General features: G+C 62.3%; 26 protein-coding genes. 16 read left to right on the forward strand and 10 right to left on the reverse strand.

Translation table 11 applies throughout. The annotated features are described in order from the left end of the window. Positions 1-89: 89 nt before the first annotated feature. The 3 genes from R2855_08400 (at position 90) to R2855_08410 (ending at position 2,645) form a co-directional block, all read left to right on the forward strand. Positions 90-1,340 (forward strand): aspartate aminotransferase family protein, encoded by a 1,251-nt coding sequence (locus R2855_08400; protein ID MEZ4531037.1) that lies wholly within the window; start codon positions 90-92, stop codon positions 1,338-1,340. 139 nt (positions 1,341-1,479) lie between these two features. Further along, complete coding sequence (locus R2855_08405) at positions 1,480-2,112, forward strand: YigZ family protein (GenBank protein MEZ4531038.1); 633 nt, start codon at positions 1,480-1,482, stop codon at positions 2,110-2,112. After that, a complete protein-coding gene (locus tag R2855_08410; GenBank protein MEZ4531039.1) occupies positions 2,109-2,645 on the forward strand; it encodes a DUF1697 domain-containing protein in 537 nt (178 codons plus the stop codon). Before R2855_08405 ends, R2855_08410 begins: the two co-directional genes overlap by 4 nt. A gap of 3 nt (positions 2,646-2,648) precedes the next feature. Here the strand turns inward: R2855_08410 and R2855_08415 are convergent, their stop codons facing one another. Together R2855_08415 and R2855_08420 are read right to left on the reverse strand one after the other, a co-directional pair. After that, a complete protein-coding gene (locus R2855_08415; GenBank protein ID MEZ4531040.1) occupies positions 2,649-3,083 on the reverse strand; it encodes a putative toxin-antitoxin system toxin component, PIN family in 435 nt (144 codons plus the stop codon). Then, positions 3,083-3,409, reverse strand: a complete 327-nt coding sequence (locus R2855_08420; protein ID MEZ4531041.1) for a type II toxin-antitoxin system Phd/YefM family antitoxin — start codon at positions 3,407-3,409, stop codon at positions 3,083-3,085. Before R2855_08420 ends, R2855_08415 begins: the two co-directional genes overlap by 1 nt. A gap of 150 nt (positions 3,410-3,559) precedes the next feature. On the opposite strand from R2855_08420, the gene R2855_08425 reads away from it, so the two are divergent. The 3 genes from R2855_08425 (at position 3,560) to R2855_08435 (ending at position 5,772) form a co-directional block, all read left to right on the forward strand. Further along, positions 3,560-3,943 carry a cupin domain-containing protein gene (locus R2855_08425; protein MEZ4531042.1) on the forward strand — a complete coding sequence of 128 codons (384 nt, stop codon included), beginning with the start codon at positions 3,560-3,562 and terminating at the stop codon, positions 3,941-3,943. A 420-nt stretch (positions 3,944-4,363) separates the two neighbouring features. After that, positions 4,364-4,972 (forward strand): RNA polymerase sigma factor, encoded by a 609-nt coding sequence (locus R2855_08430; protein MEZ4531043.1) that lies wholly within the window; start codon positions 4,364-4,366, stop codon positions 4,970-4,972. A gap of 14 nt (positions 4,973-4,986) precedes the next feature. Further along, entirely contained in the window at positions 4,987-5,772 is a 786-nt protein-coding gene (locus R2855_08435; GenBank protein ID MEZ4531044.1) for a methylated-DNA--[protein]-cysteine S-methyltransferase, read from the forward strand. 384 nt (positions 5,773-6,156) lie between these two features. Here R2855_08435 and R2855_08440 read toward each other — a convergent pair whose 3' ends face one another. Together R2855_08440 and R2855_08445 are read right to left on the reverse strand one after the other, a co-directional pair. Then, the gene (locus R2855_08440) at positions 6,157-6,672 is read right to left on the reverse strand and encodes a DinB family protein (GenBank protein MEZ4531045.1); all 516 of its coding nucleotides are present in this window, start codon (positions 6,670-6,672) and stop codon (positions 6,157-6,159) included. Positions 6,673-6,772: 100 nt separating this feature from the next. Beyond that, positions 6,773-8,017 carry a ScyD/ScyE family protein gene (locus R2855_08445; protein ID MEZ4531046.1) on the reverse strand — a complete coding sequence of 415 codons (1,245 nt, stop codon included), beginning with the start codon at positions 8,015-8,017 and terminating at the stop codon, positions 6,773-6,775. 305 nt (positions 8,018-8,322) lie between these two features. Here R2855_08445 and R2855_08450 point away from each other — a divergent pair, with 305 nt between their 5' ends. Then, complete coding sequence (locus R2855_08450; GenBank protein ID MEZ4531047.1) at positions 8,323-9,081, forward strand: TIM barrel protein; 759 nt, start codon at positions 8,323-8,325, stop codon at positions 9,079-9,081. Then, complete coding sequence (locus tag R2855_08455; GenBank protein MEZ4531048.1) at positions 9,081-9,527, forward strand: hypothetical protein; 447 nt, start codon at positions 9,081-9,083, stop codon at positions 9,525-9,527. The genes R2855_08450 and R2855_08455 overlap by 1 nt, the downstream gene beginning before the upstream one ends. 108 nt (positions 9,528-9,635) lie before the next feature. Here the strand turns inward: R2855_08455 and R2855_08460 are convergent, their stop codons facing one another. After that, positions 9,636-10,409 carry a hypothetical protein gene (locus R2855_08460; protein MEZ4531049.1) on the reverse strand — a complete coding sequence of 258 codons (774 nt, stop codon included), beginning with the start codon at positions 10,407-10,409 and terminating at the stop codon, positions 9,636-9,638. A 263-nt stretch (positions 10,410-10,672) separates the two neighbouring features. On the opposite strand from R2855_08460, the gene R2855_08465 reads away from it, so the two are divergent. Next, positions 10,673-11,209: a hypothetical protein gene (locus tag R2855_08465; GenBank protein ID MEZ4531050.1), complete on the forward strand. Its 537-nt coding sequence runs from the start codon at positions 10,673-10,675 to the stop codon at positions 11,207-11,209. Positions 11,210-11,303: 94 nt separating this feature from the next. Here R2855_08465 and R2855_08470 read toward each other — a convergent pair whose 3' ends face one another. Then, positions 11,304-11,777, reverse strand: coding sequence for a cupin domain-containing protein (locus R2855_08470; protein MEZ4531051.1), 474 nt, complete (start codon positions 11,775-11,777; stop codon positions 11,304-11,306). Positions 11,778-11,833: 56 nt separating this feature from the next. Between R2855_08470 and R2855_08475 the strand changes: the two genes are divergently transcribed. Beyond that, on the forward strand, positions 11,834-12,313 hold the full coding sequence (locus tag R2855_08475; GenBank protein MEZ4531052.1) for a MarR family winged helix-turn-helix transcriptional regulator: 480 nt from the start codon (positions 11,834-11,836) through the stop codon (positions 12,311-12,313). A gap of 129 nt (positions 12,314-12,442) precedes the next feature. Here the strand turns inward: R2855_08475 and R2855_08480 are convergent, their stop codons facing one another. Further along, a complete protein-coding gene (locus R2855_08480) occupies positions 12,443-13,276 on the reverse strand; it encodes an ABC transporter permease (GenBank protein ID MEZ4531053.1) in 834 nt (277 codons plus the stop codon). Then, entirely contained in the window at positions 13,273-14,277 is a 1,005-nt protein-coding gene (locus tag R2855_08485) for an ATP-binding cassette domain-containing protein (GenBank protein ID MEZ4531054.1), read from the reverse strand. Before R2855_08485 ends, R2855_08480 begins: the two co-directional genes overlap by 4 nt. Before the next feature lie 153 nt (positions 14,278-14,430). On the opposite strand from R2855_08485, the gene R2855_08490 reads away from it, so the two are divergent. Next, positions 14,431-15,057, forward strand: coding sequence for a TetR/AcrR family transcriptional regulator (locus R2855_08490; GenBank protein MEZ4531055.1), 627 nt, complete (start codon positions 14,431-14,433; stop codon positions 15,055-15,057). 6 nt (positions 15,058-15,063) lie between these two features. Here the strand turns inward: R2855_08490 and R2855_08495 are convergent, their stop codons facing one another. After that, on the reverse strand, positions 15,064-15,342 hold the full coding sequence (locus R2855_08495; GenBank protein ID MEZ4531056.1) for a hypothetical protein: 279 nt from the start codon (positions 15,340-15,342) through the stop codon (positions 15,064-15,066). 198 nt (positions 15,343-15,540) lie between these two features. Between R2855_08495 and R2855_08500 the strand changes: the two genes are divergently transcribed. Next, positions 15,541-16,224, forward strand: a complete 684-nt coding sequence (locus R2855_08500; protein MEZ4531057.1) for an NYN domain-containing protein — start codon at positions 15,541-15,543, stop codon at positions 16,222-16,224. Positions 16,225-16,255: 31 nt separating this feature from the next. On the opposite strand, the gene R2855_08505 is transcribed toward R2855_08500, so the two are convergent. Then, positions 16,256-17,905 (reverse strand): ABC transporter substrate-binding protein, encoded by a 1,650-nt coding sequence (locus R2855_08505; GenBank protein ID MEZ4531058.1) that lies wholly within the window; start codon positions 17,903-17,905, stop codon positions 16,256-16,258. A gap of 254 nt (positions 17,906-18,159) precedes the next feature. Here R2855_08505 and R2855_08510 point away from each other — a divergent pair, with 254 nt between their 5' ends. The 4 genes from R2855_08510 to R2855_08525 all read left to right on the forward strand — a co-directional run bounded on the left by R2855_08510 (position 18,160) and on the right by R2855_08525 (position 24,258). Continuing rightward, positions 18,160-19,830, forward strand: a complete 1,671-nt coding sequence (locus R2855_08510) for an MFS transporter (GenBank protein ID MEZ4531059.1) — start codon at positions 18,160-18,162, stop codon at positions 19,828-19,830. 19 nt (positions 19,831-19,849) lie between these two features. Beyond that, positions 19,850-20,596 carry a TRIC cation channel family protein gene (locus R2855_08515; GenBank protein MEZ4531060.1) on the forward strand — a complete coding sequence of 249 codons (747 nt, stop codon included), beginning with the start codon at positions 19,850-19,852 and terminating at the stop codon, positions 20,594-20,596. A gap of 272 nt (positions 20,597-20,868) precedes the next feature. Further along, a complete protein-coding gene (locus R2855_08520) occupies positions 20,869-21,780 on the forward strand; it encodes a hypothetical protein (protein ID MEZ4531061.1) in 912 nt (303 codons plus the stop codon). Between the two features lie 120 nt (positions 21,781-21,900). Next, positions 21,901-24,258, forward strand: coding sequence for an arylsulfatase (locus tag R2855_08525; protein MEZ4531062.1), 2,358 nt, complete (start codon positions 21,901-21,903; stop codon positions 24,256-24,258). Positions 24,259-24,339 lie beyond the last annotated feature (81 nt).

Below are 24,339 nucleotides of genomic sequence, written 5' to 3' on the forward strand. Positions count from 1 at the left end.
CAGCGGGAATTCTGGCGGCCACGATCACCAATTCCGTGAGAAACTACCGCCAGCGATTGCGATTTCGTTTCGACGTGGGAGAACGTGTCATGGCCGAGCTGCAGTTCGACACATCGCAGGTGATGGTCGATTTCAATCAGATGAAGTCCTTTGCCGAGCAACCGTTGATTCTGGAGCGGGGCAAGGGCATCCGGGTGTGGGATGTCTTCGGCAAGGAGTACATCGACGGGCTCTCCGGGGTCTTCACGGTCAATTACGGGCACGGGGTCGATTCGATCGTCGATGTGGCGGCCGAGCAGGGACGCACACTGGCGTTCAGCGCGCCGACCATGTCCACCAATCCCCCGGCGCTGAAACTGGCCAACCTGCTGACCTCGTTGCTGCCGGAGCAGTTCACCACGGTCAAGTTCGCCAGCGGCGGTTCGGAGGCGAACGAGTTCGCCATCAAGATGGCGCGGCAATATCACGCGCAAACCGGCAGCCCGCGCAAATACAAGGTCATCTCCCGCTACAACTCCTATCACGGCAGCACCGGGTTCGCCGGGGCGGCCTCGGGCCAACCGGATTGGAAATCGAAGTACGAGCCCTATCCGGAAGGGTTCATCCATGTCTCGCCGAGATCGGTGGACGCCATCGAAGAGGCGATCATCGGTGAGAATCCGGACACGGTGGCCGCGGTCATTTGCGAACCGATCATGCTCTCCGCCGGGGTGCGGGTGCCGGATGCGGACTATTTCCCCAAATTGCGCGAGATTTGCGACCGCTACAACGTCCTCCTGATCCACGACGAGATCATCACCGGCTTCGGGCGCACCGGAAAACTGTGGGGTTCGGAAACGGTGGGCGCATGGCCCGACATTCTGTCCTGCGGCAAGGGGATCAGCGGCGGCTATGCCCCGCTGGCCGCGATCATCGTGAGCGAGCAGGTGGCGAGCGCCTTCTGGGGTGAGGCAGCCGACGGCGTGCAGTTCTTCTCCGGGCACACCTTTGGCGGCAATCCGGTGAGCTGCGCGGTGGGCGAAGCCGCGGTGCGCTATCTGCTCGATAACGATCTGGTCGCCAGGTCGAACGCCGTGGGCGACTATCTGGCCGCCCAACTGCTGGAACTGAAGTCGCAGTTCGCGGTCGTGGACGAAGTGCGCGGGGTCGGCATGCTGCGTGGATTGGCGTTCAATCAACCGATTGGCCGGCCGATGTATGCCGCCTGCCGGGAGAACGGGTTGCTGACGCGTCCCGCGCCGGACTGGATCGGGATCGCCCCGCCGCTGGTCACCACCACCGAAGAAGCAGACGAGATCGTGGACATCGTCGCGAAGTCGCTCGCCGAGGTGACGGCGTAAGACGAGCACGCGGCAGGCAGCACGCGGCACGCAGACGTCCTCCAACAGACGATGAGAGAGCCTCGCGGCGGGTCGATGGTCGCCCGACGCGTCGCTTTCTGTCTGCTGCCTGCCGCGTGCCGCCTGCTACAGTTGCCGCATGGCCAGCTGGAACCGGACCATCGCCAAGCCTGGCGAGGTCGAACTCATCGTCAAGAAATCGCGCTTCATTTGCACGGTCGATCGCGCTGGGTCCGAAGAGGACGCGCGCGCGAAGCTGCAGGCGCTCAAGAAGCAGTATTGGGATGCGAACCACAACTGCTCCGCCTGGATTCTGGGCGACCGGGGCGAGCTGCGGCGTTCGAACGACGACGGCGAGCCGGGCGGCACCGCGGGCGCGCCGATGCTGCATGTGCTCGATTCGCGGATGGTGACCGACACCATCGCGGTGGTGACCCGCTATTTCGGCGGGATTCTGCTGGGCGCAGGTGGATTGGTGCGGGCGTATGGGCAAGCAGTGTCGGACGCGATCGATGCCGTTGGCATCGTGGAGCGGGTGCCGCTCACGGTGGTGGCGGTCGAAGCGCCGCACGACGAGGCCGGCCGACTGGAAAACCTCTTACGAAATACGAGCTGGCGCGTTTCGACTATCGACTATGGCGCGCAGGTGACCTTCGAGCTGCCGCTCGGCGAAGCGGAGATCGCGCCGTTTCGCAGTTGGCTTTCGGAGACGACCAGCGGCCGCTGTGAGGCGATCGAAATCGGAACAGAACTGGTGGAGGTGCCGGTGTGACGACGCGGATTCTCTTGGTGCGGGCCGTGAATGTGGGCGGCGCGAAACTGCCGATGGCGGAATTTCGAGAGATGCTGGCCGGGTTGGGCGGAGAAGACGTGCGGACCTATATCGCCTCGGGCAATGCGGTGCTCGATGTTCCCGGCGATGCTGCGGCATTCGATCGGGCGGTCGAAGCCGCGCTCACGGAGCGGTATGGGTATGTGCGGGAGGTGATCTCGCGCACACCGCAGGAACTCGAAGCCGCGTTGGCGGCGCATCCCTTCGAAGTGCGCGAGCCGAAGTTCTCGTACATCGCGCCGCTGACAGGGACTCCCGGCGGCGAGGCGGTCGAAACGGCGCGCGGGGTGGAGTGCGGGGACGATCGGTGGGACGTGATCGGGAACGATCTGCACATCCGCTATGCCCATGGCGCGGGAAGAGCCGAGCTGGATATGAACAAGGTGCTCAAGCGGTTGGGCGTCCAGGGGACAGCGCGGAATCTCAACACGGTGGAGGCATTGATTGCGCTGGCGGCGAAGGGATCGGCGTAACAGTCAGGCGGTCCGCGCATCGAATTCCTGGAGGAACTCGTCGGGGGTGCGGATCTTGACCCCCTGGTATTCGCCGACCCGCCGAAACGCGGCGTCTCGTGTGACCAGATAGTCGGCGTTTCCGGAGATGGCCGCAGAGAGGACGAGATCGTCTTGCCAATGGCTCGTGACACGTGGCATGTCTTGATTCATTTCGACGACCGTAGCCTGTCGGAACACCTCGTCTGGCAACGATGAAATGAGCTCCTGCGTCAACCGCTCACGGAACCAGGGGGTGCGCAACGCCTGCTTCAATTCGTTCAGGATATGTTCGGAAACAAGGAGTTCGAACTTCTTCGCCTGCCAGAACTGCCAAATCCGGGCGCAGGGTCGATCTTGCCCCCAATGATGCTCAGCCGCTCCGACTGCCAGGACATTGGTATCGAGGAGCACCCGCATTAGCGCTGCAGTCCGGCAAGCCGTTCCGCGTCCATTTCAGCGCGCACCTGGGCGATCGCTTCGTCCACTCGGAATTCCAGCTCCTCAGGTGAGACGCCCCGGAATGCCTCGCTGAACTTTGCCATCTGCTCGAAAGACTCTTTGCGTTCCCGATCGTATCTCTCCAGCCGTTCCAGGTCGTCGATCGAAACAACGGCGGCGACGGGAACATTGCCCTTGTAGAGGCGGATGCGCGTCTTGCGCTGAAAGACCCGGTCGACGATGGAACTGAGCTGGGAACGGGCTTCGGTGAACTTGAGCGATTCGACAGGGATGAGGCTACTCATGGATGCGTCCTTTCACAGATGAGTGAAGTGTACACATCTGTACAGGTGTGTACACATCCTTCGTTTGGGAGCAACTCGAATTCGTCCTCTGCGCGAGATCGCTCCTACACTGAACGCCAACGACGAGCCGATCGATGCAAGGAGGCGGGAATGGCCGAGTTCACGTTTGTCGATGGTGCTGCAGGGATGGCGGCCTACGAGCCGGGGCGGGCCAAACCAGTGTCCGTGCTGAAAGCCACGGGTACGAATGTCGTGGTGTTCGCGTTCGATGCCGGCACCGGGTTGCGTGAGCATGTGGCGCAGCAGCCGGTATTGCTGCAAGTGCTGGAAGGGACGCTCACGGTCGAGTTCGGAGATGAAGTCGTGAAGCTGCGGCAGGGGGATTTGCTGCATATCGAGCAAGGCGTGTCTCACAGTGTCGACGCGGTCGAACAAGCCAAGCTGCAACTGATGGTGCTGATGATCGACAGTCCCGGTCCGTCGAAGATCCCTATGGAGCACTTCGAGCACCCGGAACGCCGATCGGGCGACTGATCGGGTCCAGGCCAGGCAGCAGCCAACGCTCCGGTCCCCGCGATGGAGCGGGGCGACGGATGGTTCCGCTCGTACGGATCGCGCTCGATCATGCCTGGGGTCGTCCGTTGAACCGATGCGCACAAGCAGAGCGGCAGCGAGCTCGACCGCATCGTCACTGGCATCGATGAGTCGCTGACGATTGCCGAACGTGCCCATGCCGATGAATTGGAGGATTAGCTCATACACGGAACGCAGACGGAACACATGGTCCGTTCGTCGATCCGTCCCTGACATCTCCATTCGTCTCGTGCGTGTCGAGTCGCGCCACGGAAGAGATTGCTCGACAAGCTCGAAATGACGGAAGGGGATGCAACCAAATCGCGATGACCCGTGTTCATATGACTGGGTGGAGGCGACGGTCTCATCGGAACGAACGGTATGAGCGAGCACTCAGACGCCATGACGGAACCCGATCTCGGCACGCGGCTGGCGAACGATCTGGATGGAGCGTTCGAATCCCTGGTTCGGGAACTGCAGGGGACGGTCTATCGATTCGCCTACCGTTGGTGCGGGAACGCGCAAGACGCCGAAGAGATCGCGCAGGACGCGTTCGTGCGGGCGTACGGGGCGTTGCAGGGGTATGACGCAGAGCGGATTCGCGCTCTGAAACTGACGCCGTGGATCCTGACCGTCACGCTCAACGTCGCGCGCAACCGGGCACGCGGCAAGCGATTGCCAATCGACGGTCTGGACGGCATCGACGAACCGCTTGCCGATCGGCTGGACGAACCCGAACGCGTCAACGAACGCAACGAGCTCGCCGACCAACTTGCCGAAGCGCTGCATCAGCTTCCGCCACGCTACCGGGCGGCGGTCATCCTGCGGCATGTGCTCGGGATGCCCTACGACGAAATCGCGGAGACACTCGATCTCCCGCTGGGGACCGTCAAGTCACACGTCCATCGCGGGGTCGAGTTGCTGCGGGGACGGTTGAGCGAGCTCGACCCCATCCAGTGCGCGCCGTCCCAACTCGTTCTCACCCGATGAAAGGCGGCCATGCCATGAACAACCTGAGCGACAGCACCATCGAAACCGGTCTCAGCGATCTGCCGGCGCCGCAACCACCAGTCGATCTGGTGCCCAACGTGCTCTATCGCACCGGACTCTCCGATGTTTGCTGGCAGATGGAAAGCTCGATCGGGCCGCTCTGGATTGCCGCCAGCCGGGATGGCATCACCGCGGTCGATCGGGCAGCGCCGGCCGATGCGTTTGTGACGCGGTATCGGGATCGATTCGGCCGGGACGTGCGCGCCGTCGAACGGCCGCCGGAAAAGCTGGCGCGCTCGGTCGAGCGGTTGCTGAATGGGGACCGGCGCACCCCTCCCCCCTTCGACCTGTCGCATTCGACACCGTTCGAAGCGGAGGTGTTGCGGAAAGCACTGGAAATCCCTCGCGGTCAGGTGCGCCCATATAGCTGGATCGCGCAGGAGATCGGGCGTCCACAGGCGGCGCGTGCAGTGGGCAGCGCGCTGGCGGGGAATCCGGTTCCGCTGCTCATTCCCTGTCACCGGGTCGTGCGCGGAGATGGCGTGATCGGCAACTACATTTTCGGAACCGAGGTGAAACGCTCCTTGCTGACCGAGGAGCGGGCGAACATCGACCGTCTGGAGGAGTTCGGGAGATCGGGCATCAGATTCGTCGGCAGTGACACCACGCGCATCTTTTGCTTTCCCACCTGCCGCTATCAGCCGAAGGAAGAGCATTTGCAGTTTTTCCATTCGGAAGCCGAGGCGCGCGCGCGTGGCTATCGCCCGTGCAAAGTCTGCCGCCCGGCATTGGCCGGGTAACGACGGCTTGGTTGTCGGCACGGCAATGGCGGCCTGTGCCCGCCAACGGGACCCGTGCCCGCCATCGATCCACCCGGAGTTTCGCCACCAGATCGCAACCGCGGTTTGCGATCCCTCTCCCCTGTGCTACCGCGTCGTTGCCGGCATCGGACGCCACCACACCCAGTCGCAACCCCCTTGACAAAAACGAACATATGTTCTACTATCATGGATAAGCGGCACGTTTGGCAACGAGCGCGGGCCTGGGCAGCAACGGATCGTGCCCGGGCTGGTTACCCGTCATCCACACTCGGTGCTGGATCCCGGCTCTGCAGAGCGTCATGGTCGATCCCACCGCCATTTCGAGTCGTCAGTCGCTAGTTACCAGTTGCCAGCAGCGATTTCCTATTTCCCGTTTCCACCAGCCTCTCTGGTCCCGATGGTGCCCCTTGTCCATTGCCGAATTCCATCCAGATGCTCCCGCGGATGACCGATGAGACAGGCCTCGATCCAACCGGCAACGGTACGTTCCGGCTCGCCGGGCATATGGGTCCCGGTGCGTGCCAGTTCCGCCGGCGAGAGACTCGTCACGAATGCGATCGCGTGATCGCGCGCGTTGCGATAGTCGTGCATGATGTGGCAGCGATCCAGGGCGGCGCTCTTTCGCGCCTGGTCGGCATTTTGCGCGTCGAGCCATTCCGGGGTCCAGCCGGAGTCTGCGACGCCTCCGGCGATAGCGCGAAAAGCGACGCTTTCCACGTTCCACGCCCAAGCGACGTGATGGACTAACTGCCCGACCGTGCGTTGCTCAGTTTCGACAAAGGCGTGCCATTGAGTGTCCGAGAGCGCGTCGGCAAACCGCTCCAGCTCATCTGCCGTGGCTTGCAGCAGGGCAGTCAGAGGGGGTTGGGTCGATTGCATGATCTCCTCCTGGCAGCGTGATGATGGGCGCCAAGGAAACACGCAGGCGCGGCGTCTCTGCCGCGCCTGCGTGCACGTATTCGAGCATCAGTCCCGAGAATCAGCCGGCTGGAGTTGCCTCTGCGGCTGCCGGGGTGCCCATGTCCATGGTGTGCATCATCTGGAACGCATCGGCGCCGCATTTGAGCACCATGCCGCCCGCCGGCGTGCCGGCCGGAAGCGAGACCATGGCGGTGATGTAGGCATTCCCCTCGCCATCGAAGGCGATGCCGTTCGGGAACGGAATGCCGGTGATGACCGGGGTGTTGCTGCCGTCTTCGTTGATCTTGACGATGGCGCCGGGGGCCGGGCCGGCCGGATCGATGAAGTTCTCGGACATGGTCACGACGTAGATCGAGCCGTCCGGCGCGACGGTGACATCGCCCAGCATGGTCAGCCCGCTGGCAACCGTGGTCACGGTGCCGTCCATGGCAACGTGCATGAGCGCAGCGGTCTGCGGGAAGAAGGGGCCGCCCGAAAGGAGGCTGACATAGAGCCCACCGTCGGGCGCGAGCGCCAGACCGGTCGGCACCGGATCGATCTCGTTGGTGTCGCCACGTTCCGGGTTCGGCTGCTGCCCCGGCAGACCCGGGATGACGGCCAGCACGCTGGTGTCGCCGGTGGCCGGATCGACCTTGATGATGTCATTGCCGCCCGCATCGGCCACGTAGATCATGCCGTCCTGGCCAATGACCAGACCGTAAGGATCGGAGTCGATGTGGTACGGATCGGGATTGTTCTCGATCTCATAGGTTTCCAGATCGGCCACGATGGTGGCTTCGCCGGATTGCAGATCGATCGACCAGACGGCCGCGCGGCCGGCAAGCGCCGGAACGGTGCCAGTGGCCGGTCCCACACCGCCAGTAGCGACATAGGCGATGCCGTTTTCGACATCGATCCCCGCCGGGCCAACAACTTCGGTGCCGAAGGTGAACGAGGGCAAGCCAGTGGCGACTTCGGTCACGCTGCCGTCCGCCAGAATGGCGGCCACGCTGCCGGATGCGCCGTACGTGGTGATCGGCTCGGTCGGCTCGGGCGTGCCCTCACCGGCTTCGGCGAAGATGGCTTCGTCACCCGCCGATCCGGCGAGCGTCACGTAAACGATGCCATCCTCGACGGTCAGAAAGCGTGGATTGGCGAGACCGCTGGCCGCGACAGTGCATCCCATGGGAAGCGCGGGAGCTGCGGATTCCGCGGCGGGCGAGGCATCCTGGGCGCTGGCTGGGGCGAGACTCGTGCCGAGCATCCCTCCCACCACCATAGCGCCGGCGGCGGCCATGCCAAGACTCTTCCAGATTTTGGACATCGCGTGTTCTCCTTTCGATAGTCGAACGACGAATCGCGGGCTGCGAAGCGAGCGTGCGGTGGTAGGGGCCGAGCGTGACACACAGCGTGCAATGGTGGCCCGGGCGCTCCGTTCCGGGCGCGTAGCAGTTGGAATCCAGACGGCACGTGTCCATCCGCGACGTTGCGGCGCACACCCATTCGTGAGCGTATGCCTGCATTGGGCATCCGTCAATCCCTTGCATGCTTGCGGTTTTGCGGATTCCTCATCAGAATGGCCCAGACCAAAACCGTTTCCGTCTTTCCGATCACGCAGGAGCAAGCAACGTGCGTCAGATCAAACCGACAACCGCCTGGTGGTGCCTGGCGCCGGTGATGACCCCGGAAGCGATCATCCAGACCACCGCCGAGCTTGGCTACGCCGGAATCGAGTTCGCCCCGCGTGAGGAGTGGGACGCGATCAGGGACGCGGGGTTGCGCATCGTTTGCATGCGCGGGCATGACGACATCACGAACGGGCTCAACGATCCGTCGCAGCACGCCCGCATCGAACGCGAGATCCTGGCCAATGTGGCGTTGGCGCAGCAGTACGACATTCCCGCGCTGGTCTGCTTCAGCGGCGAACGCAAGGGACAGGACGATGCCTCCGGCGCGGCCAACACAATCGCCGCCTTGCAACGGGTATCCAGGGCAGCGGAGGAGGCGGGCGTGCTGCTGGCGCTGGAGCTGCTGAACAGCAAAGTGGATCACCCGGACTATATGTGCGATCACACTGCCTGGGGGGTGGATGTCGTTTCCGCGGTCGATTCGCCGGCGGTCAAGCTGCTCTACGACGTCTATCACATGCAAATCATGGAAGGCGACATCATCCGCACGATCGGCGAGCATCACCAGCATTTCGGCCACTATCACCTCGCCGGCAATCCGGGCCGAAACGATCCGGACGAAACGCAGGAGCTGTATTACCCGCCGATCCTCGATGCCATCGAAGCAACTGGCTACACCGGCTATATGGGCATGGAATATCTGCCAAGCGGCGATCCGGTCGAGTCGCTGCGCGCGGCGCACCAGCTCTTCACCCGCTGATGGACGCGGCGCCCAACATCGAGCAGCCGGTTGTCGACTTCTTTCTGGGTCTGCAACGCGCCCTGACTGCCGGGGATGCGGACGGAATCATTGCCGCCTTTGCCCCGGAGGTGTTGCTGGGCGATCCGGACGGCGCTCGGGCGGTGCGCGCCGATGGAGAACTGCGGCTGCGGATCGACGAATGGCTCGCGCTGCTGCGCTCCGCTGGAGCGTACGATGTGAAGGCTCTGCAGATCGATCCCCTTCCCCTTGGGCCGGGTTACGCGCTGGCCGCTGTGCGTTGGTCGATCTGGTTCACGCCGGAGGGGCGGCCCGATTTCGTCGATGAGTTTCTGGTCGACTATGTCGTGCGCTTTCAGGGCGAATCGATCGCCATCGTCGCGGCCTTTGCCCACGACACCACCGCCGAGCTGCGCCGGAGGAGTGGAGCGGCCGAGCGAGCGTAGACCGTCCTGGCGCAGCCCGCTGTGGCTGCCCAAACATCGTTCGATTGCAGCCACAGCGGGCTGAGCCTACGGAGTGTCGAGAGCGCAGCGCTTTATGAAGGAGCCGGGCTAGCGGGCAGCAAGCTGGGCCGAAAAGTATTCCAACGCTTTCCTGGTCTTGGTCGATTGCTCACCGTCGAGCGGTACCGATTTCTTGCTGAGATAGGCGCGCAATTCGCTGGCGACTTTCAGTCCCTGGCCCGGAGCGCACTTGGTGGAGAGCTCGAGGACCGATGTGTTGTCGGGGAAGAGCCAGATTTCTGCGACGAGCGGGATCTTCGATCCCTTGGGCATGAACTTCAGTTTGAGCAGATTGATCGGTCCGAGAATGGAAAGATCGTCGAGCGCGATGCCGGCGGGCGCGTGCTCCTCATAGAACGCGCGCTGTTCCTTGCTGAAGAGTTTGCGGATCGGCTTTCCGTCGAAGGCGACGTCACGCACCGCGCGGTTGCCAATCTCGGCTTTCATAGAACCCGAGCAGACATATCCCCCGGGCATGGCATCGACTTCCACACCGAAGTTCAGGGATTTCCGTACCTTCTTTGGGAGTTTGGCGGGATCGACCGGGCGGAGTTTGACCGTTGAGTCATCGGCACGGGCCTGTACACGACGAGCGCGCACCACAACGCCGGCATGATTGAGCGTGAGATCCGGCGTATCGAAAAAGAAAACCTGGCGGATTTGCGCTTCGAGCGGATCCATGCCCAGGGCGCGCGCGGTGGCCGAATAGGAGTCTTCTGGTACGGTGAGCTTGAGCTCGATGCTGTCGGATTTGCCGGCGAGTTTGAGCAGGTCCGCGAACTGCTCGTCGGTGAGATGGGGATGGCTGACTGATTTGGCCATGGGATAGTGCCTCTCCGGGATGCGACGGCAAGCATGTTGCACGGTCACCTTACGCCTGGGTGTTTGGGGTTGTCGAGCACTGCGCGCGTGCTCGGGGGCGAAATGCTCCTTTTGAGGTATCGCGCGCACATGATTCGGTGCATCAGAATGATTCTTGATAGGATGGAGCGTGGCGCCGCCGCACCTTCGTGTGGGCGATGCAGACACTGGTGTGCGCCTATGGCATCGCCCAAGACTGGTTCATGCCTGGAGGAAGAGTCCACATGTCGGATCCCGATTTCCTGTATTTGCTGGCTGCATCGTATGACAACGTGGAGGACGCCCGCGCCGATTTCGCCGCCATCAAGGCGCTCTATGACGAAATCCATGTCTCGCACATCTTCGATGCCGCAGTGTTGACCAAGGACGAGAAGGGCAAGGTCAGGATCGACGAGACCTACCAGGCGGGCGCCCAGCATGGGGCGGCTGTCGGCCTGGCCGGCGGTCTGGCGGTTGGCCTGGTGGCGGCGCTCTTCCCGCCGATCGGCATCGGCGCGGCGCTGTTGGCAGGCGGCGCGGGTGGCGCGATCCTCGGCAGCATCGCCGGGCACTATGCGACCGGGCTGGGCCGCGGCGAGCTCAAGGAACTGGGCGACGCGTTGGATGCCGGTGAAGCTGGCTTGATCGTGGTCTATGCCGCCAACTACGCCGAGCAGGTGGGCAAGCTGATCAAGACGGAGAACAAGTACGTCAGCCAGCTGACCGACGAAGCCGCCGACCAACTGACCGCGGAGATCAAAGCCGCCGAGGGTCAGAAGTAACGCAGTACTTCTTCGAGCGAATTGGAACCAACTCAGCCGGGTCCGGGGTCTTGTTGCGCCCCGGCCCGGTTGTTCTGTCGCTTGTGCGCGGAGGTTACTCTCCGCTCATAGCAGAGCTTCCGATGTGCGGTACTGGTCCTAACAGCTCGATGCCGTGGCGCTCGGCGATCGCGAAGACTTCTTCGATGGTTGGTTCATGTTCAACGGCGAGTTGCGCGGCAGCGCGCGCGAACCCCTCTATTGCGCCGCCGGGTGCATGCACCTGCAGGGCAACGGCATCCTCGGTCGATTCGTTGCGAACGGTGTGCGGTGTGTTGCCGGGTATCGTCACGGTATCGCCAGGGCGCGCAATGCGCCGTGTGGTGATGCCATCGGATCCCGTGGAGTAGAAGGTGAACTCACCAGCCAGCACGCGATAGATCTCGCTTGGCAGGTGGCTATGCATGACGGGTGGCCCACCACCGGGGGGAACTCGCAGTTCGACGGCGAAAAGGTCTCCATTCGTCTCCTTGCTCGTCGCGAGCACAGTCGCTTGTTCGGAGCCCACTTGAATCGTTTCGGGTATCATCTCATCCTCGACAGGTAGCATGTCCATTTCTTGCAGTATAGACAGGTAACCTGCCCATGTCAAGAGATGTTCCGCAGTTGGGTGGCGCCGATCGTCCGCGCAATTTGGCAGTTGCGCTGCGCGGAGCGTTCAATGCGCTGAACGATCTGGTGATCCCTCATCTGGTTCGGCAGGGATACGACGACTTGCGTCCTGCGCACGCCGCGGTCTTCCAGTACCTCGACGACACGGGCACGACGGTCAGCGTCCTTGCCCAGCGCGCGCACATGACCAAGCAAGCGATGGCCGAGCTGGTTTTTCACCTCGAAGAGCATGGCTATGTGATTCGAACGCCCGACCCGGGGGATCGCCGGGCCAAGCTGGTGTTGCCGACGGACCGGGGATTGCAGGTGCTCAGGGTCGCGCAGGCGTTCGTACCCGAAATCGAGTGTCGTGTGGTCCGAGTGATCGGCGAGGAACGGCTGCAGCAACTTCGCGCAGACCTCGATGCGATCGAAGCGGAGTTCCGCACACCATATGGAACGGATGTGACCTGAGATTCGCGTCGAGCGTTGTTCGGCCTTCCATGAGATCTCCTCCGGTCGGCAGAGCGTGTGTTCGAGATATCACGAACGACGGCGGTCCATTCCGGACTGCCGTCGTTCGTCGCGCGGGTCGGTGGCGGCTTACTCCGTCGTGCGCTTCTTGTAGAGGTGGATGGCGACGGGGAAGAAGATTGCCAGCAGAAGGAGTGACCAGCCGAGCGACCAGAGCGCGTCGCTGCGCCACGGCTGGCCGATGAAGATGTCGCGCAGCATGTTGATGACTTTGGTGAGCGGTTGGTTCTCGGCGAAGGTCTGCATCCAGCTCGGCATTGTGTCCACTGGAACGAACGCGCTGCTGACGAAGGTCAACGGGAAGACGAAGACGAACATTGCCGCTTGTACCGCTTCTGGCGTGCGGACCAACATGCCGATGGTGACGCCGATCCAGGAGAAGGCGAAGGAAAACAGAAGCAGGATGCCCAGCCCGATCGCCCATTCGAGGACGGTGCCTTCCGGCCGGAATCCGACCGCCAGGCCGACGACGAACATGATGGCAACCGCGAGCATGCCGCGCAGCAGATCGGTCAACGTGCGCCCTGCCACGACTGCGGAACGGGACATTGGCAACGACCGAAAGCGATCGATCAACCCTTTCTGCAAGTCGTAGGCGAGACCGATGCCGCTGGTCATGCAGGCAAAGACGAGCGTCTGCACGAAGATGCCAGCCATCAGGTAGTTGACGTAGGAAACGCCCGGAATTTCGATGGCGCCGCCAAAGACATAGACGAAAAGCAGTGTGAAGATCACCGGCTGCACGGTGACATCCAGCAGTAGCTCGGGCGAACGTGGAATATGGCGCAGATTGCGCCTCACCATCTGAATGGTGTCGGAGATGGCCCAGCGGAATCCGCTTCCAGTTCCGGAGGCTTCGGCTGGCGAGACGGCCATGGTGGGCGTGGAGACGGCGGTACTCATGCGGCTTGGCGCTCCTTGATATCGACGACTTCGGATTCGGTCGTCTCTTCGATCGAAAGCTCGCGTCCGGTCAGCTGGAGGAAGACATCGTCCAGGGTCGGTTTGCGCACGCCCAGGTCGTTGACGGCGATGTCCTCCGCATCGAGCGCGAGGACGACCTGCGCCAGCAGGCCGTCGGTGGCGGAAACAGGGGTGAAGAGGCGGCCGCGGCGTTCATCGAGCTGCACCGGACCATGACCAAAGCGCTGGATCACCGGTTCCGCTTTGGTCAACTGCTCGGGATGGACCAGCATCACTTCCAGACGTTGTCCTCCCGCCTGTTCCTTGAGTGCGTCAGCGGTTCCCCGCGCGATCGCCAGCCCGTGGTCGATGATCACGATGTCGTCCGCCAGCCGGTCGGCTTCTTCGAGGTATTGGGTGGTGAGCAGGATCGACGCTCCACCCTTGACCAGATCCTCGATGAGATCCCACATCTGCATGCGGCTGCGGGGATCGAGCCCGGTGGTCGGTTCGTCGAGAAAGATGATGGGCGGGCTCGCCATCAAGCTGGCCGCCAGATCGAGCCGGCGGCGCATGCCACCGGAGTAGCCTTTGCTCACCCGGTCGGCGGCGTCGACCAGATCGAGCCGTTCCAGCAACTCGGCGGCGCGGGTGGCGGCGTCGGTTTTCGAGAGCCGGGCCAACCGCCCGATCATATGCAGGTTCTCCCGGCCGGTCAGAAGCTCATCGAGCGCGGCATATTGACCGGTCACGCCGATGCGCAAGCGCACCTCCTGGGGCTGGCGGACGACATCGAACCCGGCGACCGACGCCGTCCCGGCATCCGGTTTGGAAAGCGTGGTGAGAATGCGAACGGCGGTGGTCTTGCCGGCTCCGTTCGGGCCGAGCACGCCGAGGATCTGGCCTTCGGGAAGCGAGAGATCGAGCCCGCGCAGCGCGCGGGTTTCTCCAAAGCGTTTTTCGAGCCCCTGGGCGGAGACAACTGGTTGCGATTGCGACATAGCGGCTCCTGTAATGGCCAGCGTTGCCACGCGCCGGCGGATTGCGTAGTAAACTCATGTCAGCGGCCTACCGAATGGTCGGTCGGAACCCTACCGAACGGTCGGTAGCGTATCAGTCCACTTTCGAGAAGTCAAGCAAGGCAGTTCGCAGCCGTGGTCATCCCGGAACTCGAAGATGTCGTGGTCGTCGAATCGGCTGTTCCGGTCAGTAGCCGGGAGCGCATCGTCGCCACGGCGCGCGCGCTTTTCGTGGAGCGGGGCTATGCCAGCGTCTCGATGCAGCAGATTGCCGATGCCACCGGGTTGCGCAAGGCGTCGCTCTACCATCACTTCAAGAGCAAGGAGGAGCTTCTTGCCGATGTGATGGCGGCTGAGATGGACCGGGTGCTCGTCGATTTCGCGGAAGTGCGCCAGATCGACGGTCCGATCGCCGAGCAACTGGAGCGGATCGCGCAGGTCAACTACCAGCAGTTTGCCCAGCCGGAGCTGTACAAGCTTGCCAAGGAGTTCTTCCAGCATGTGCCCGAGGCGGAGCATACCGAGGTGCACAAGCGGCTACAGGAGACGCAGGATCTCTTTGCCGGGCTCTTCCAGCAGGCGATCGACCGGGGCGAGCTGGAGCCGGTCGACCCGCATCACGCCGCGATGATGTTCTTCCATATGATGATGGCGCTGGCGCATGACCCAGGCGAATTCCAGACGACAGTTCCGCCCCCGCCCGATGAAGCCGCCAAGCTGGTGACGCACGTCATGCTGCACGGTTTGGCGACGAAGCGCTAGAGACCGCTATTTCCCCTTGCCGCGAATGCGGTCGAGCAGGGACTTCTGACCGCTGTTCGGGTTTGGCCATTGGGCGCTGCCGCCGCTCTCCTTGCGCATGCGGTAGTTGCGGTACATGCCGAAGATCGAACCGCCGAAGATGACGACGAAGAGGATCCATGGAAGCCATCTGGGTCCGTTGTAGGTGAGCTCGGTGTCTGTGGCCATCGACCAGATCATGATGCCGGCGGCGATCAGGCAAAGCCCGACCAGCAGCACGCCAATGAATCCACCGTCCTTGAACATTTCGAGTTCCTCTTTCGTTCGCTCATGCACATGTTGAGTCTGAGCTGCAGAATCGTCCACTTCCTCGCCCAATAGTACCGATCCGAATTTGACACAGAGAACCGGGGCATGGTATATATTATGTACATCCCCTGATCACACAAGGTCAGGGCGTGGAGGCCACCTTCGGGTGGCCTCTGCATTTTGTAGACTCTTCCCATGTCGCAACGCAATCGGGCCGTCGTGTATTTCGACGGCTTCAATTTTTACTATGGATGCTTTCGTTCGGGACGTTCCGAAGCTTGGCGGGCTTGCCGCTGGCTCGATCTCGAGGCCTTCTGTGCGGCCATGTTTCCAAATCTGGACATTCAGCGGATACGCTACTTTACTGCTCGGATTTCTCAAAGTCCCCTTAATCCTGGGGCTGAGACGAGGCAGGCGGAGTACTTTCGCGCGCTAGCGACGTTGCCCAAAGTAACAATTCACGAGGGTACTTACGCGGTTACCCGCAAGGATCGATATCTCGCCGATCCGGATAGCCGCTTTCCAACGTTGCTCGAACCGTATCAGCGGGTGACGATACTTCACAACGAAGAGAAGGGGTCCGATGTGAGTTTGGCCACCTTCCTTGTCGCTGATGGATTTCGTAATGCGTTCGATGTAGCCATTGTCGTCTCGAACGATTCAGATCTCTATGAACCGGTCCGGATCGTTGCCGATCCCGAGGAGTTGAACAAGACTGTACTGCTTGTGAATCCGCATCCGAGAGAAGTCGCCTACCGTCTCAGGCAGATCCCAGGTGTGGAGTATTGGAAGATGACGCTGAACAAGCTGCAAGGCGCCCAGTTCCCAAATCTGCTTTCTGATGCCGATGGGACAGTATGCAAACCTGAGACTTGGTAAGCGCCATTCCATAGGCAAGAACGTCCAGGACCTATTCCCGTCGATACATCGCGTAGTAGTCGAGGTAGCTTCCCACGATCGGGTGGACCTGGAAACCGCCGATGTCAGCGCGGAGCACGGTGATCCATTCGGGAAGCGCGAAGTAGATGGAAACGGGATCGTCATAGCCGGTGAGCTGCTGCGCCTCGGCCAGCGCCGCCAGACAGGCGTCCTCATCCGAAGCGTCGTTGGCAGCCTGTAGCAGCTCGTCCACTCGTTCGTTGCAATAGTGCCCGCCGTTGCCCGAGTTCCATGCGTCGCATGAGGCCATCGGCCAGAGCTGGCTCCAGGCATCGTCGTAGTCCGGGTCCCAGAAGATGGGCAGGAGCGTGGGCCGTTCCTCGGCCGGCTGGTCACCAAAGATCATGGCGATGAAGGTCCCGTAGTCCATGTCGACAATGTCGAGCTGGATACCGATCTGTTGCAGGTTGTATTGAAAGAGTTCCGCGACCGATTGCAACGAGATGTTGCCGGAGTTGACAACGGTCCAGATGCGCGTCCCCTCGGGAATGCCGGCGCTCGCCAGCAGGCCGCGGGCCTTGTCCAGATCGGTGGTGAACGCCGGACTGGGAGGGGAGAACCCGTAGGTGTTCGGGCTGACGGCGCCGAACGCGGGTTTGGCGGTACCGAGCAAGACTCCACTGAGCACCTCGTCGTATGGAAATGCCCAGCAGAGCGCCTGACGCGCCTCGGGTTGGGTGAAGGGTTCCGTCTGGGTGATTGCCAGATAGCGCACGGTCATCAGGGTTTGGCGGTCGACGACCAGGTCGGGATTCTGTTCGAGATCGGCTACTGAATCGAGCCCGATGTTCTCGACCAGATCGACCTCGCCCTGCTCGAGCAGCTCGCGGCGGGTTTCTGATTCCACGACCACGCGGATGATGACCCGATCGAAATGCGGATCGTTCCAGCCGCCCCAATAGCCGTCGTAGCGTTCCAGCGTTGCATGACTTTGCGGTTCGAGCTCGGTGAGCCGATAGGGGCCGGTCCCGAGACCCTCGGCGTTTGTCTGGCACCATCCGAGTCCCAGATCGCCGTCCACGTCGTGCGCCATGGCAACCGCGACATTCATGATCGATGCGCCGAACGGCGCGGCCAGCGCGACATCGAACCTGGGCCAGGAGCGGTCCAGATCGAACCGCAACGTCCGCTCATCGACGGCCACGATCTGGTCCGGCGAAGAGACGAACCGGTTGAGCACATTTGCCGGCGCGCGGTTCAGGGTCATTTGACGGTCGAACGACGCCTGTGCGGCCTCGGCGGTGAGCGGCGTCCCGTCCTGAAAGGTGACACCCGACCGAAGCAAGAAGGTCCAGACACTGGAGTCCGCGTTGGCGCTCCACGATTCGGCCAGGCATGGTTCGAGCTGGGCGCCGGAATCGCCGGTTTGCCGGAGCAGCCCCTCGTAGATGCCGCAAAGCATCAATCCGGAGCCGGGATCGTAGCCGCTCTGTGGATCGAGATCGGCCGGCGTCCAGTTGGATGCGATCGTGAGCGTCGAGTCCTGCGTCCGAACGGCAACCGCCGGCGCTCCGAACGCGGCGACACTCGACGCGAGCGCGGCCGAACGGGTCAATAGCCCCCGCCGGTCGATCACTAGCGATGATGACTGGGCGGGTCTGACAGGTTCGGGTTGCGGCATGTGAGAGCGAATCCCTTCAAGGATTGTGGACGTCGCCGCCCGTCGATCGATTGTTGCCCTCCCCGGTAGTATCTCGCGTTCTTGCTTCGAGCGAAAGTGGCGATGCGACTCGGGTTACACCCTTTGGGCAATAGCAGTTGCACCGTCTGCTCCGTAGGCTGGCGGAGACGCCGGGCGGCCATGCTCGCGCGGCGGTCTTCGTTGTGAAAACGCAATTTCGAACGCCGAGCGGCCGTGGTCGAGAGGAGAATGTGATGGCGAACACCGATTCGGGCGCCGCGACGGCCCCGGCAACTCCCATGGAACAACCGTCCAGCGGGCCAGACAATGCGAAGATGGTGCTCATCTCGCTGATTCTGGTCGCGGCGGTTGCGAACCTGAATCTCTCGGTCGCCAATGTGGCGTTGCCCTCGATTGGCGATGCGTTCGACGCGTCACAGGTGCAGCTCAATCTGGTGGCGGTGGCCTATTCGCTGGGTCTTGCGAGCTCGGTGCTCTGGCTGGGCGCGCTGGGCGACCGATATGGCCGCAAGATGATGCTGTTGCTCGGGGTGGCCCTTTCGGTGCCCGCCTGCCTCATCTCGGCGTATGCGGGTTCGGTCGAAGTGCTCATCTTTGGGCGCGTCTTCGGCGGAATCACGGCCGGTATGGCCTATCCCACCACGTTGGCGCTGATTGCCGCGCTCTGGACCGGGCAAGCGCGCACCAAGTCGATCGCGCTCTGGTCGGCCACTGGTGGAGCGATTGCCGCGTGCGGTCCAGTGGTCGCCGGTTTCCTCCTGGAACACTTTAGCTGGCGGTCGGTTTTCGTGGTGACTTTGCCGCTGGCGGCAATCGCCTTCTTGCTGGCCTGGAAGTACGTGCCGGCGCATGTGCATGAGACCACCGAGCCGGTCGATAACCTGGGCGGCATCCTCTCGATGGTGCTGGTCGGATCGTTGATCCTTGGCATCAACTTCGCGCCGGTGTCGACCGAGCACCGGCTGGCGATCGGACTCTTCTGTGTTGCGGTGATCGCCGTGTTCCTGTTCATCTTCCGGCAGGAACGAGCGGAGAACCCGCTCTATGATCTGAAGGTGGCGGAGCGGCGCATCTTCTGGGTGGCCGCGGTGGCCGGCATCATCGTCTTTGGCTCGCTGATGGGCGCGATGTTCATCGGGCAGCAGTTCTTGCAGAACGTGCTCGAATACTCGACCCTGGAGGCTGGAATGGCCATCCTGCCGGCTGCCGTTGCGATGGTGGTGGTGGCGCCGCGGTCGGCCAAGATCGTCGAGTCGCATGGCGCGCGCATGACCTTGCTGCTGGGGTATGTCTTTGTGGTGGCCGGGTTCGTCACCATGCTGCTGCTCTGGAAGGACGGCATTTCCTATTGGAAGGTGGCGCTGGGCTACATCTTCGTGGGCATCGGCGTCGGCCTGGCTGGCACGCCGGCTTCCCATTCGTTGACCGGATCGGTGCCGGTCACCCGCGCCGGCATGGCCTCGGGCACCGCCGATCTGCAACGCGACCTGGGCGGGGCGTTGATGCAGTCGATCTTTGGCGCGTTGCTGACTGCGGGATATGCCGCCGCGGTCGCCACCACGATTTCCGGCTCGCCCAACGCCGCGCAGGTCAACGCCTCGGTCGAAACGCAGCTGCAAAAGTCGTATTCCTCGGCCGAAGCAGTCGCGAAGCAATATCCGGAATATTCGGATGCGATCATCGCTGGGGCGCAGGACGCGTTCCTGCACGGAGATCAATGGGCCTATGCCGCTGGCATCATCGCGGTGTTGATTGGTGGGGCGATCGTCTTCTTCATGTTCCCGAAGAAGGATGAAGAGGAGAAGCTGCTGGCCGAATATCATGCGGAAGACATGAAGGCATTGGCGGCCATGCAACAAGCCGCCGCAGCGCAAGCGGGCGGGCACGCGGCGCAGGCTGCCTGAGCGCCGGGAGGAGAGGGATTTGGATATTTCGATGATTCCAGATACGGTGCTGGCGGCTACCAATCCGGTCCATTGGGGCGGTTTCAAGTGGTACGGCAATTTCACGACGATCGACCTGATCGCCGCAACGACGAATGCCTTCAATGGCGCCATGCTGGTGCGCGAGCCGAGCCACTACCGCAAGTACTCGATTGTCGGCATCTTGCTGTTCGCGATTCTGGGAGGAATTGGCGGCGGTGTGACGCGAGACGTGTTGGTGTCCGATGTTCCCGCGGCATTGCAGAATCCGGCCTATCTGACACTCTGCATCCTTGCCGGGATCGCGGGCTATCTCATCGCCTTCGACCGGGAAGAACGGTTTCGGCATGGAACGTTCCAGATCTTGACCGCATTCTCCCTTCCCTGGTACGCCATCGTCGGCGCGCAAAAGGGAGTCGATGTCGGACTTCCCGTGTGGGGTTGCTTGATGCTGGCCGTGGTTGGTCCGACGGCTGGGCGGTGGTTCATCGACGTGTGCAGCGGGGTGACACCGAAGCACTTCGTGCAGTCTGAGTGGTGGACGACCATCGCCTTTCTCACTGGGTTGGTCTGGATTCTCACCTACTCATTCGTAACCTCCAACACCTGGGTGTGCGCTGGAGTGGCGTTCCTGGTGGGATTCACGGTCCGGCTGCTGGCGATTACCCGGAAATGGGAGGAGCCGCTGCCCAAACACATGGTGGTCGACGTTCCGGGCGACGACGAGCTTCGATTGCCCAGACTGTAGTGACGACCCCAACGCGGCATCGGCCGCCATGGGCGATCGAACGGGTGGGAGCAATTACACCCTTTGGAGCATGTTGGTGCAGCGTAGGGATATCGCAAGATGGTGACTGCGGTCTCTCGATGCCGCAGTTTCGTGTTGCGCGGCAGCCACGGTGGCTGCGGCGACGGACAACAGAGAGCGAAGCGCTTCATGAATGGGCCGGGCTGAGGGCTCCCGGTATTGGCGGACGCATCGGGGAACGTCGAAGCCGAGTGTTCAGGGAGGATCGGTAGTTGGAAGCCGCGCAGATCGCCTTCAATGTCATCGTAGTGGTCTTCATTATTTCCACCATGTTTGGCGCGGGGCTTGCCACCACCATTCCCGCGCTCAAAGCCATGTTGTCCAATGTGAAGTTGTGGGTTGCGGTCCTGATCGCCAATGTGATCGTGGTGCCGCTGCTGGGATGGGGCGTGGCGGAGGTCTTCGACCTTGCGGCGCCAGCGGCCACCGCCATGATCCTCTTCGCGTCATCTCCTGGTGGTCCGTTTGGGGCCAAGACGGCGATGATCCAAAAAGGAGAGGTCGTGCTCGGCGCCGCATTGCAGGTGTTGCTGGCCTCGGTGGGCAGTGTGACCTTCGCGATTGTGGCGAACAAGATTCTGACCTGGGCAGACGTGGGCGGAGGCGTTTCGCTCGATGTCTGGCAGCTGGTGAAGACGGTCGCGATCCTGCAGCTGCTTCCGTTCGCCATCGGGCTCTTTCTGCGCTACTCGCGAGAAGACGAAGCGAAATCCTGGGCGCCCACCGCGCTCAAAATCTCGAACATGTCCCTGTTGGTCGTGCTGGCGCTCATGTTGCTGGGGAGCTGGAGCCAACTGGTCGATCTTCTCGGATCGCGCACATTGCTCGCCGCGATCGTTCTTGCCATCCTGGCGATGGCCGTTGGGTACCTGGTCAGCTTTGGTCCAGAAAAGACCAGAACCACCACAGCCACCCTGGCGCCGATCAGGAATGCAGGACCAGTATTTGCGGCCATTGGCATCGCCTTCAACAACGACCCGGATATTTTGGCGGCGCTTGCCGGTATCCTGATACTGGGAAGCATCATTCCGCTGGTCGTTTCCGGAGCGCTTGGAAAGCGGCGCACACTCCCCGGTGAGGATGCCGCGGATGCCGCGCCAACCGCCGCGTCCCCAGCAACCTAGAACACCGATCGATCAGGTATCGGCGCCTAGTTCGAAAGGAGCGCGACTACCCTATTTCTTCGTTTTCACCGATCTGACTGTCGATAGTCGATGCAATGCATGACGTGAAAGGAAACGAGCGTGCCAAAAGACACCATCAACCGACAAACGTTGCCGATCGCCGATACGAAACATGTCGGTTTGACGACGTATGACGCCAGCGACCCGAACTCGAAGTTCCCGCCGATCGAGCTCTTGCGCCCGCCTGCTGGTGCGCCGAATGTCCTGATCGTGCTGATCGACGATGCCGGCTTCGGCTCATCCAGCGCGTTTGGCGGTCCATGCCGCACTCCGGCCGCCGAAAAACTGGCCGAAGGCGGTCTGAAGTTCAACCGGTTTCACACCACCGCGCTCTGCTCACCCACGCGAGCGGCACTGCTGAGCGGGCGCAATCACCATTCGGTCAACATGGGCGGTATCACCGAGATCGCCACCTCCGCGCCCGGCAACACCTCGATTCGTCCCAAAGAGAAAGCGCCGCTGGCCGAGATTCTCAAGCTGAACGGTTTTGCCACCGCTCACTTTGGCAAGTGCCATGAGGTGCCGGTGTGGGAAACCAGCCCGGTGGGTCCCTTCGATCATTGGCCAACCGGCAGCGGGTTTCAGTACTTCTATGGCTTTGTCGCTGGCGAGTGCAACCAGTGGTACCCCACCCTCTATGAAGGAACCACTCCGGTGGAGCCGGACAAGACCCCTGAGGAGGGCTATCACCTGGTCGACGACATGACGACCAAGGCGATCAAGTGGATCCGCCAGCAGAAATCGCTGACGCCCGACCAGCCCTTCTTCGTCTATTTCGCTCCCGGCGCCACTCATGCGCCGCACCACGTTCCGCAGGACTGGATCGAGAAGAACAAGGGCCGTTTCGATCAAGGTTGGGACAAGCTGCGTGAAGAGACCTTCGCGCGGCAGAAGGAGCTGGGTGTCATTCCGCAGGACGCGGTGTTGACGCCACGCCCGGACGAAATTCCCGCATGGGATGACATGCCGGAGGATATGAAGCCGGTCCTGCGGCGCGAGATGGAATGCTATTCGGCGTATATGGAGTACACCGACGAGCATGTCGGCCGGCTCTTCGCCGCGCTGGACGATCTCGGCATCACGGACGACACGCTGATCTACTACATCGTGGGCGACAACGGAGCTTCGGCGGAAGGCACCATCAACGGGTGCTTCAACGAGATGGCGAACTTCAATGGTCTGGGCGCCATCGAATCGGCGGAGTACCTGATGGGCAAGCTCGACGAGTTCGGCGGACCGGATTCGTACAACCACTTTGCGGTCGGCTGGGCGCATGCCATGGACACCCCCTACCAGTGGACCAAGCAGGTCGCCTCGCACTGGGGCGGAACCCGCAATGGCACCATCGTGCACTGGCCCAAGGGGATCAAGGCGAAGCAGGAGATCCGCCCACAGTTCACCCATGTCATCGACATCGCACCGACGGTGCTCGAGGTGACCGGCATTCCCACGCCGACGATGGTCAACGGCATCCAGCAGGCGCCGCTGGAAGGTTTCAGCATGGCGTATGCCTTCGACGACGCCGATGCGCCCGAAGTGCACGACTTGCAGTACTTCGAGATGTTCGCGAACCGCGGTATCTACCATCAGGGATGGACCGCGGTCACCCGGCACAGCATCCCGTGGGATCTGGTTGCCCAGCCGGTGCCGTTCGACGATGACACCTGGGAGCTCTATGGACCGGATGACTGGACCCAGTCCAACAATCTGGCGAAGCAGAACCCGGAGAAGCTGGCCGAGCTGCAACGGCTCTGGTTGATCGAAGCGGTCAAGTACAGCGTGCTGCCGATGGACGACCGCCGGGCGCAGCGTCTGGTGCCGGAGCAAGCAGGGCGACCGAATCTGATCAAAGGCAAGTCGCAGATCCTGTTCGGCGGCATGGGGCGTCTGGGAGAGAACTGCGTCATCAACACCAAGAACAAGTCATTCTCGGTGACCGCGGAGATCGAGGTGCCCGAGGGTGGCGCCGAGGGCGTGATCATCTCCCAGGGCGCCAGCATCGGCGGTTGGAGTCTCTACGCCAAGGACGGCAAGCTGAAGTATTGCTACAACGTCTGCGGAGTGCAGCACTTCTTCGCCGAAGCGGACAGCGCCATCCCCAGCGGCACCCACCAGGCGCGCATGGAATTCGCCTACGATGGCGGTGGTCTGGGCAAGGGTGGCACCGCCACGCTCTATGTGGACGGCAAGAAGGTGGGCGAAGGGAAGATCGGGCTCACCCAGGCGATGATCTTCTCGGCCGATGAAACCTGCGATATCGGCGTCGACACCGCTTCCCCGGTGTCACCCGACTACGGCCAGCGCGGCAATGCCTTCAATGGCGAGGTCAACTGGGTGCAGATCGATACCGGCGACGACGATCACAGCCATCTGATTTCGCCAGAGGATCGTCTCAGCGTGGCGATGGCGCGCCAGTAAGAGCGGGCCCATTCGCCGCTGGGGCAGGTTCGCGCTTGCCAAAAGCAGGCGACGCTCCAGCGCTCGGTTCGCCGACTCGGG

The organism is Thermomicrobiales bacterium (assembly GCA_041390825.1).
Lineage (GTDB): Bacteria > Chloroflexota > Chloroflexia > Thermomicrobiales > UBA6265 > JAMLHN01.

Excerpts from the sequence above, each read along its gene's own strand:
- R2855_08400 (MEZ4531037.1), top strand. The coding sequence starts at position 90 with ATGGCCGAGCTGCAGTTCGACACATCGCAGGTGATGGTCGATTTCAAT.
- R2855_08405 (MEZ4531038.1), top strand. The coding sequence starts at position 1,480 with ATGGCCAGCTGGAACCGGACCATCGCCAAGCCTGGCGAGGTCGAACTC.
- R2855_08415 (MEZ4531040.1), bottom strand. The coding sequence starts at position 3,083 with ATGCGGGTGCTCCTCGATACCAATGTCCTGGCAGTCGGAGCGGCTGAG.
- R2855_08420 (MEZ4531041.1), bottom strand. The coding sequence starts at position 3,409 with ATGAGTAGCCTCATCCCTGTCGAATCGCTCAAGTTCACCGAAGCCCGT.
- R2855_08425 (MEZ4531042.1), top strand. The coding sequence starts at position 3,560 with ATGGCCGAGTTCACGTTTGTCGATGGTGCTGCAGGGATGGCGGCCTAC.
- R2855_08430 (MEZ4531043.1), top strand. The coding sequence starts at position 4,364 with ATGAGCGAGCACTCAGACGCCATGACGGAACCCGATCTCGGCACGCGG.
- R2855_08435 (MEZ4531044.1), top strand. The coding sequence starts at position 4,987 with ATGAACAACCTGAGCGACAGCACCATCGAAACCGGTCTCAGCGATCTG.
- R2855_08440 (MEZ4531045.1), bottom strand. The coding sequence starts at position 6,672 with ATGCAATCGACCCAACCCCCTCTGACTGCCCTGCTGCAAGCCACGGCA.
- R2855_08445 (MEZ4531046.1), bottom strand. The coding sequence starts at position 8,017 with ATGTCCAAAATCTGGAAGAGTCTTGGCATGGCCGCCGCCGGCGCTATG.
- R2855_08455 (MEZ4531048.1), top strand. The coding sequence starts at position 9,081 with ATGGACGCGGCGCCCAACATCGAGCAGCCGGTTGTCGACTTCTTTCTG.
- R2855_08460 (MEZ4531049.1), bottom strand. The coding sequence starts at position 10,409 with ATGGCCAAATCAGTCAGCCATCCCCATCTCACCGACGAGCAGTTCGCG.
- R2855_08465 (MEZ4531050.1), top strand. The coding sequence starts at position 10,673 with ATGTCGGATCCCGATTTCCTGTATTTGCTGGCTGCATCGTATGACAAC.
- R2855_08470 (MEZ4531051.1), bottom strand. The coding sequence starts at position 11,777 with ATGATACCCGAAACGATTCAAGTGGGCTCCGAACAAGCGACTGTGCTC.
- R2855_08475 (MEZ4531052.1), top strand. The coding sequence starts at position 11,834 with ATGTCAAGAGATGTTCCGCAGTTGGGTGGCGCCGATCGTCCGCGCAAT.
- R2855_08480 (MEZ4531053.1), bottom strand. The coding sequence starts at position 13,276 with ATGAGTACCGCCGTCTCCACGCCCACCATGGCCGTCTCGCCAGCCGAA.
- R2855_08485 (MEZ4531054.1), bottom strand. The coding sequence starts at position 14,277 with ATGTCGCAATCGCAACCAGTTGTCTCCGCCCAGGGGCTCGAAAAACGC.
- R2855_08495 (MEZ4531056.1), bottom strand. The coding sequence starts at position 15,342 with ATGTTCAAGGACGGTGGATTCATTGGCGTGCTGCTGGTCGGGCTTTGC.
- R2855_08500 (MEZ4531057.1), top strand. The coding sequence starts at position 15,541 with ATGTCGCAACGCAATCGGGCCGTCGTGTATTTCGACGGCTTCAATTTT.
- R2855_08505 (MEZ4531058.1), bottom strand. The coding sequence starts at position 17,905 with ATGCCGCAACCCGAACCTGTCAGACCCGCCCAGTCATCATCGCTAGTG.
- R2855_08510 (MEZ4531059.1), top strand. The coding sequence starts at position 18,160 with ATGGCGAACACCGATTCGGGCGCCGCGACGGCCCCGGCAACTCCCATG.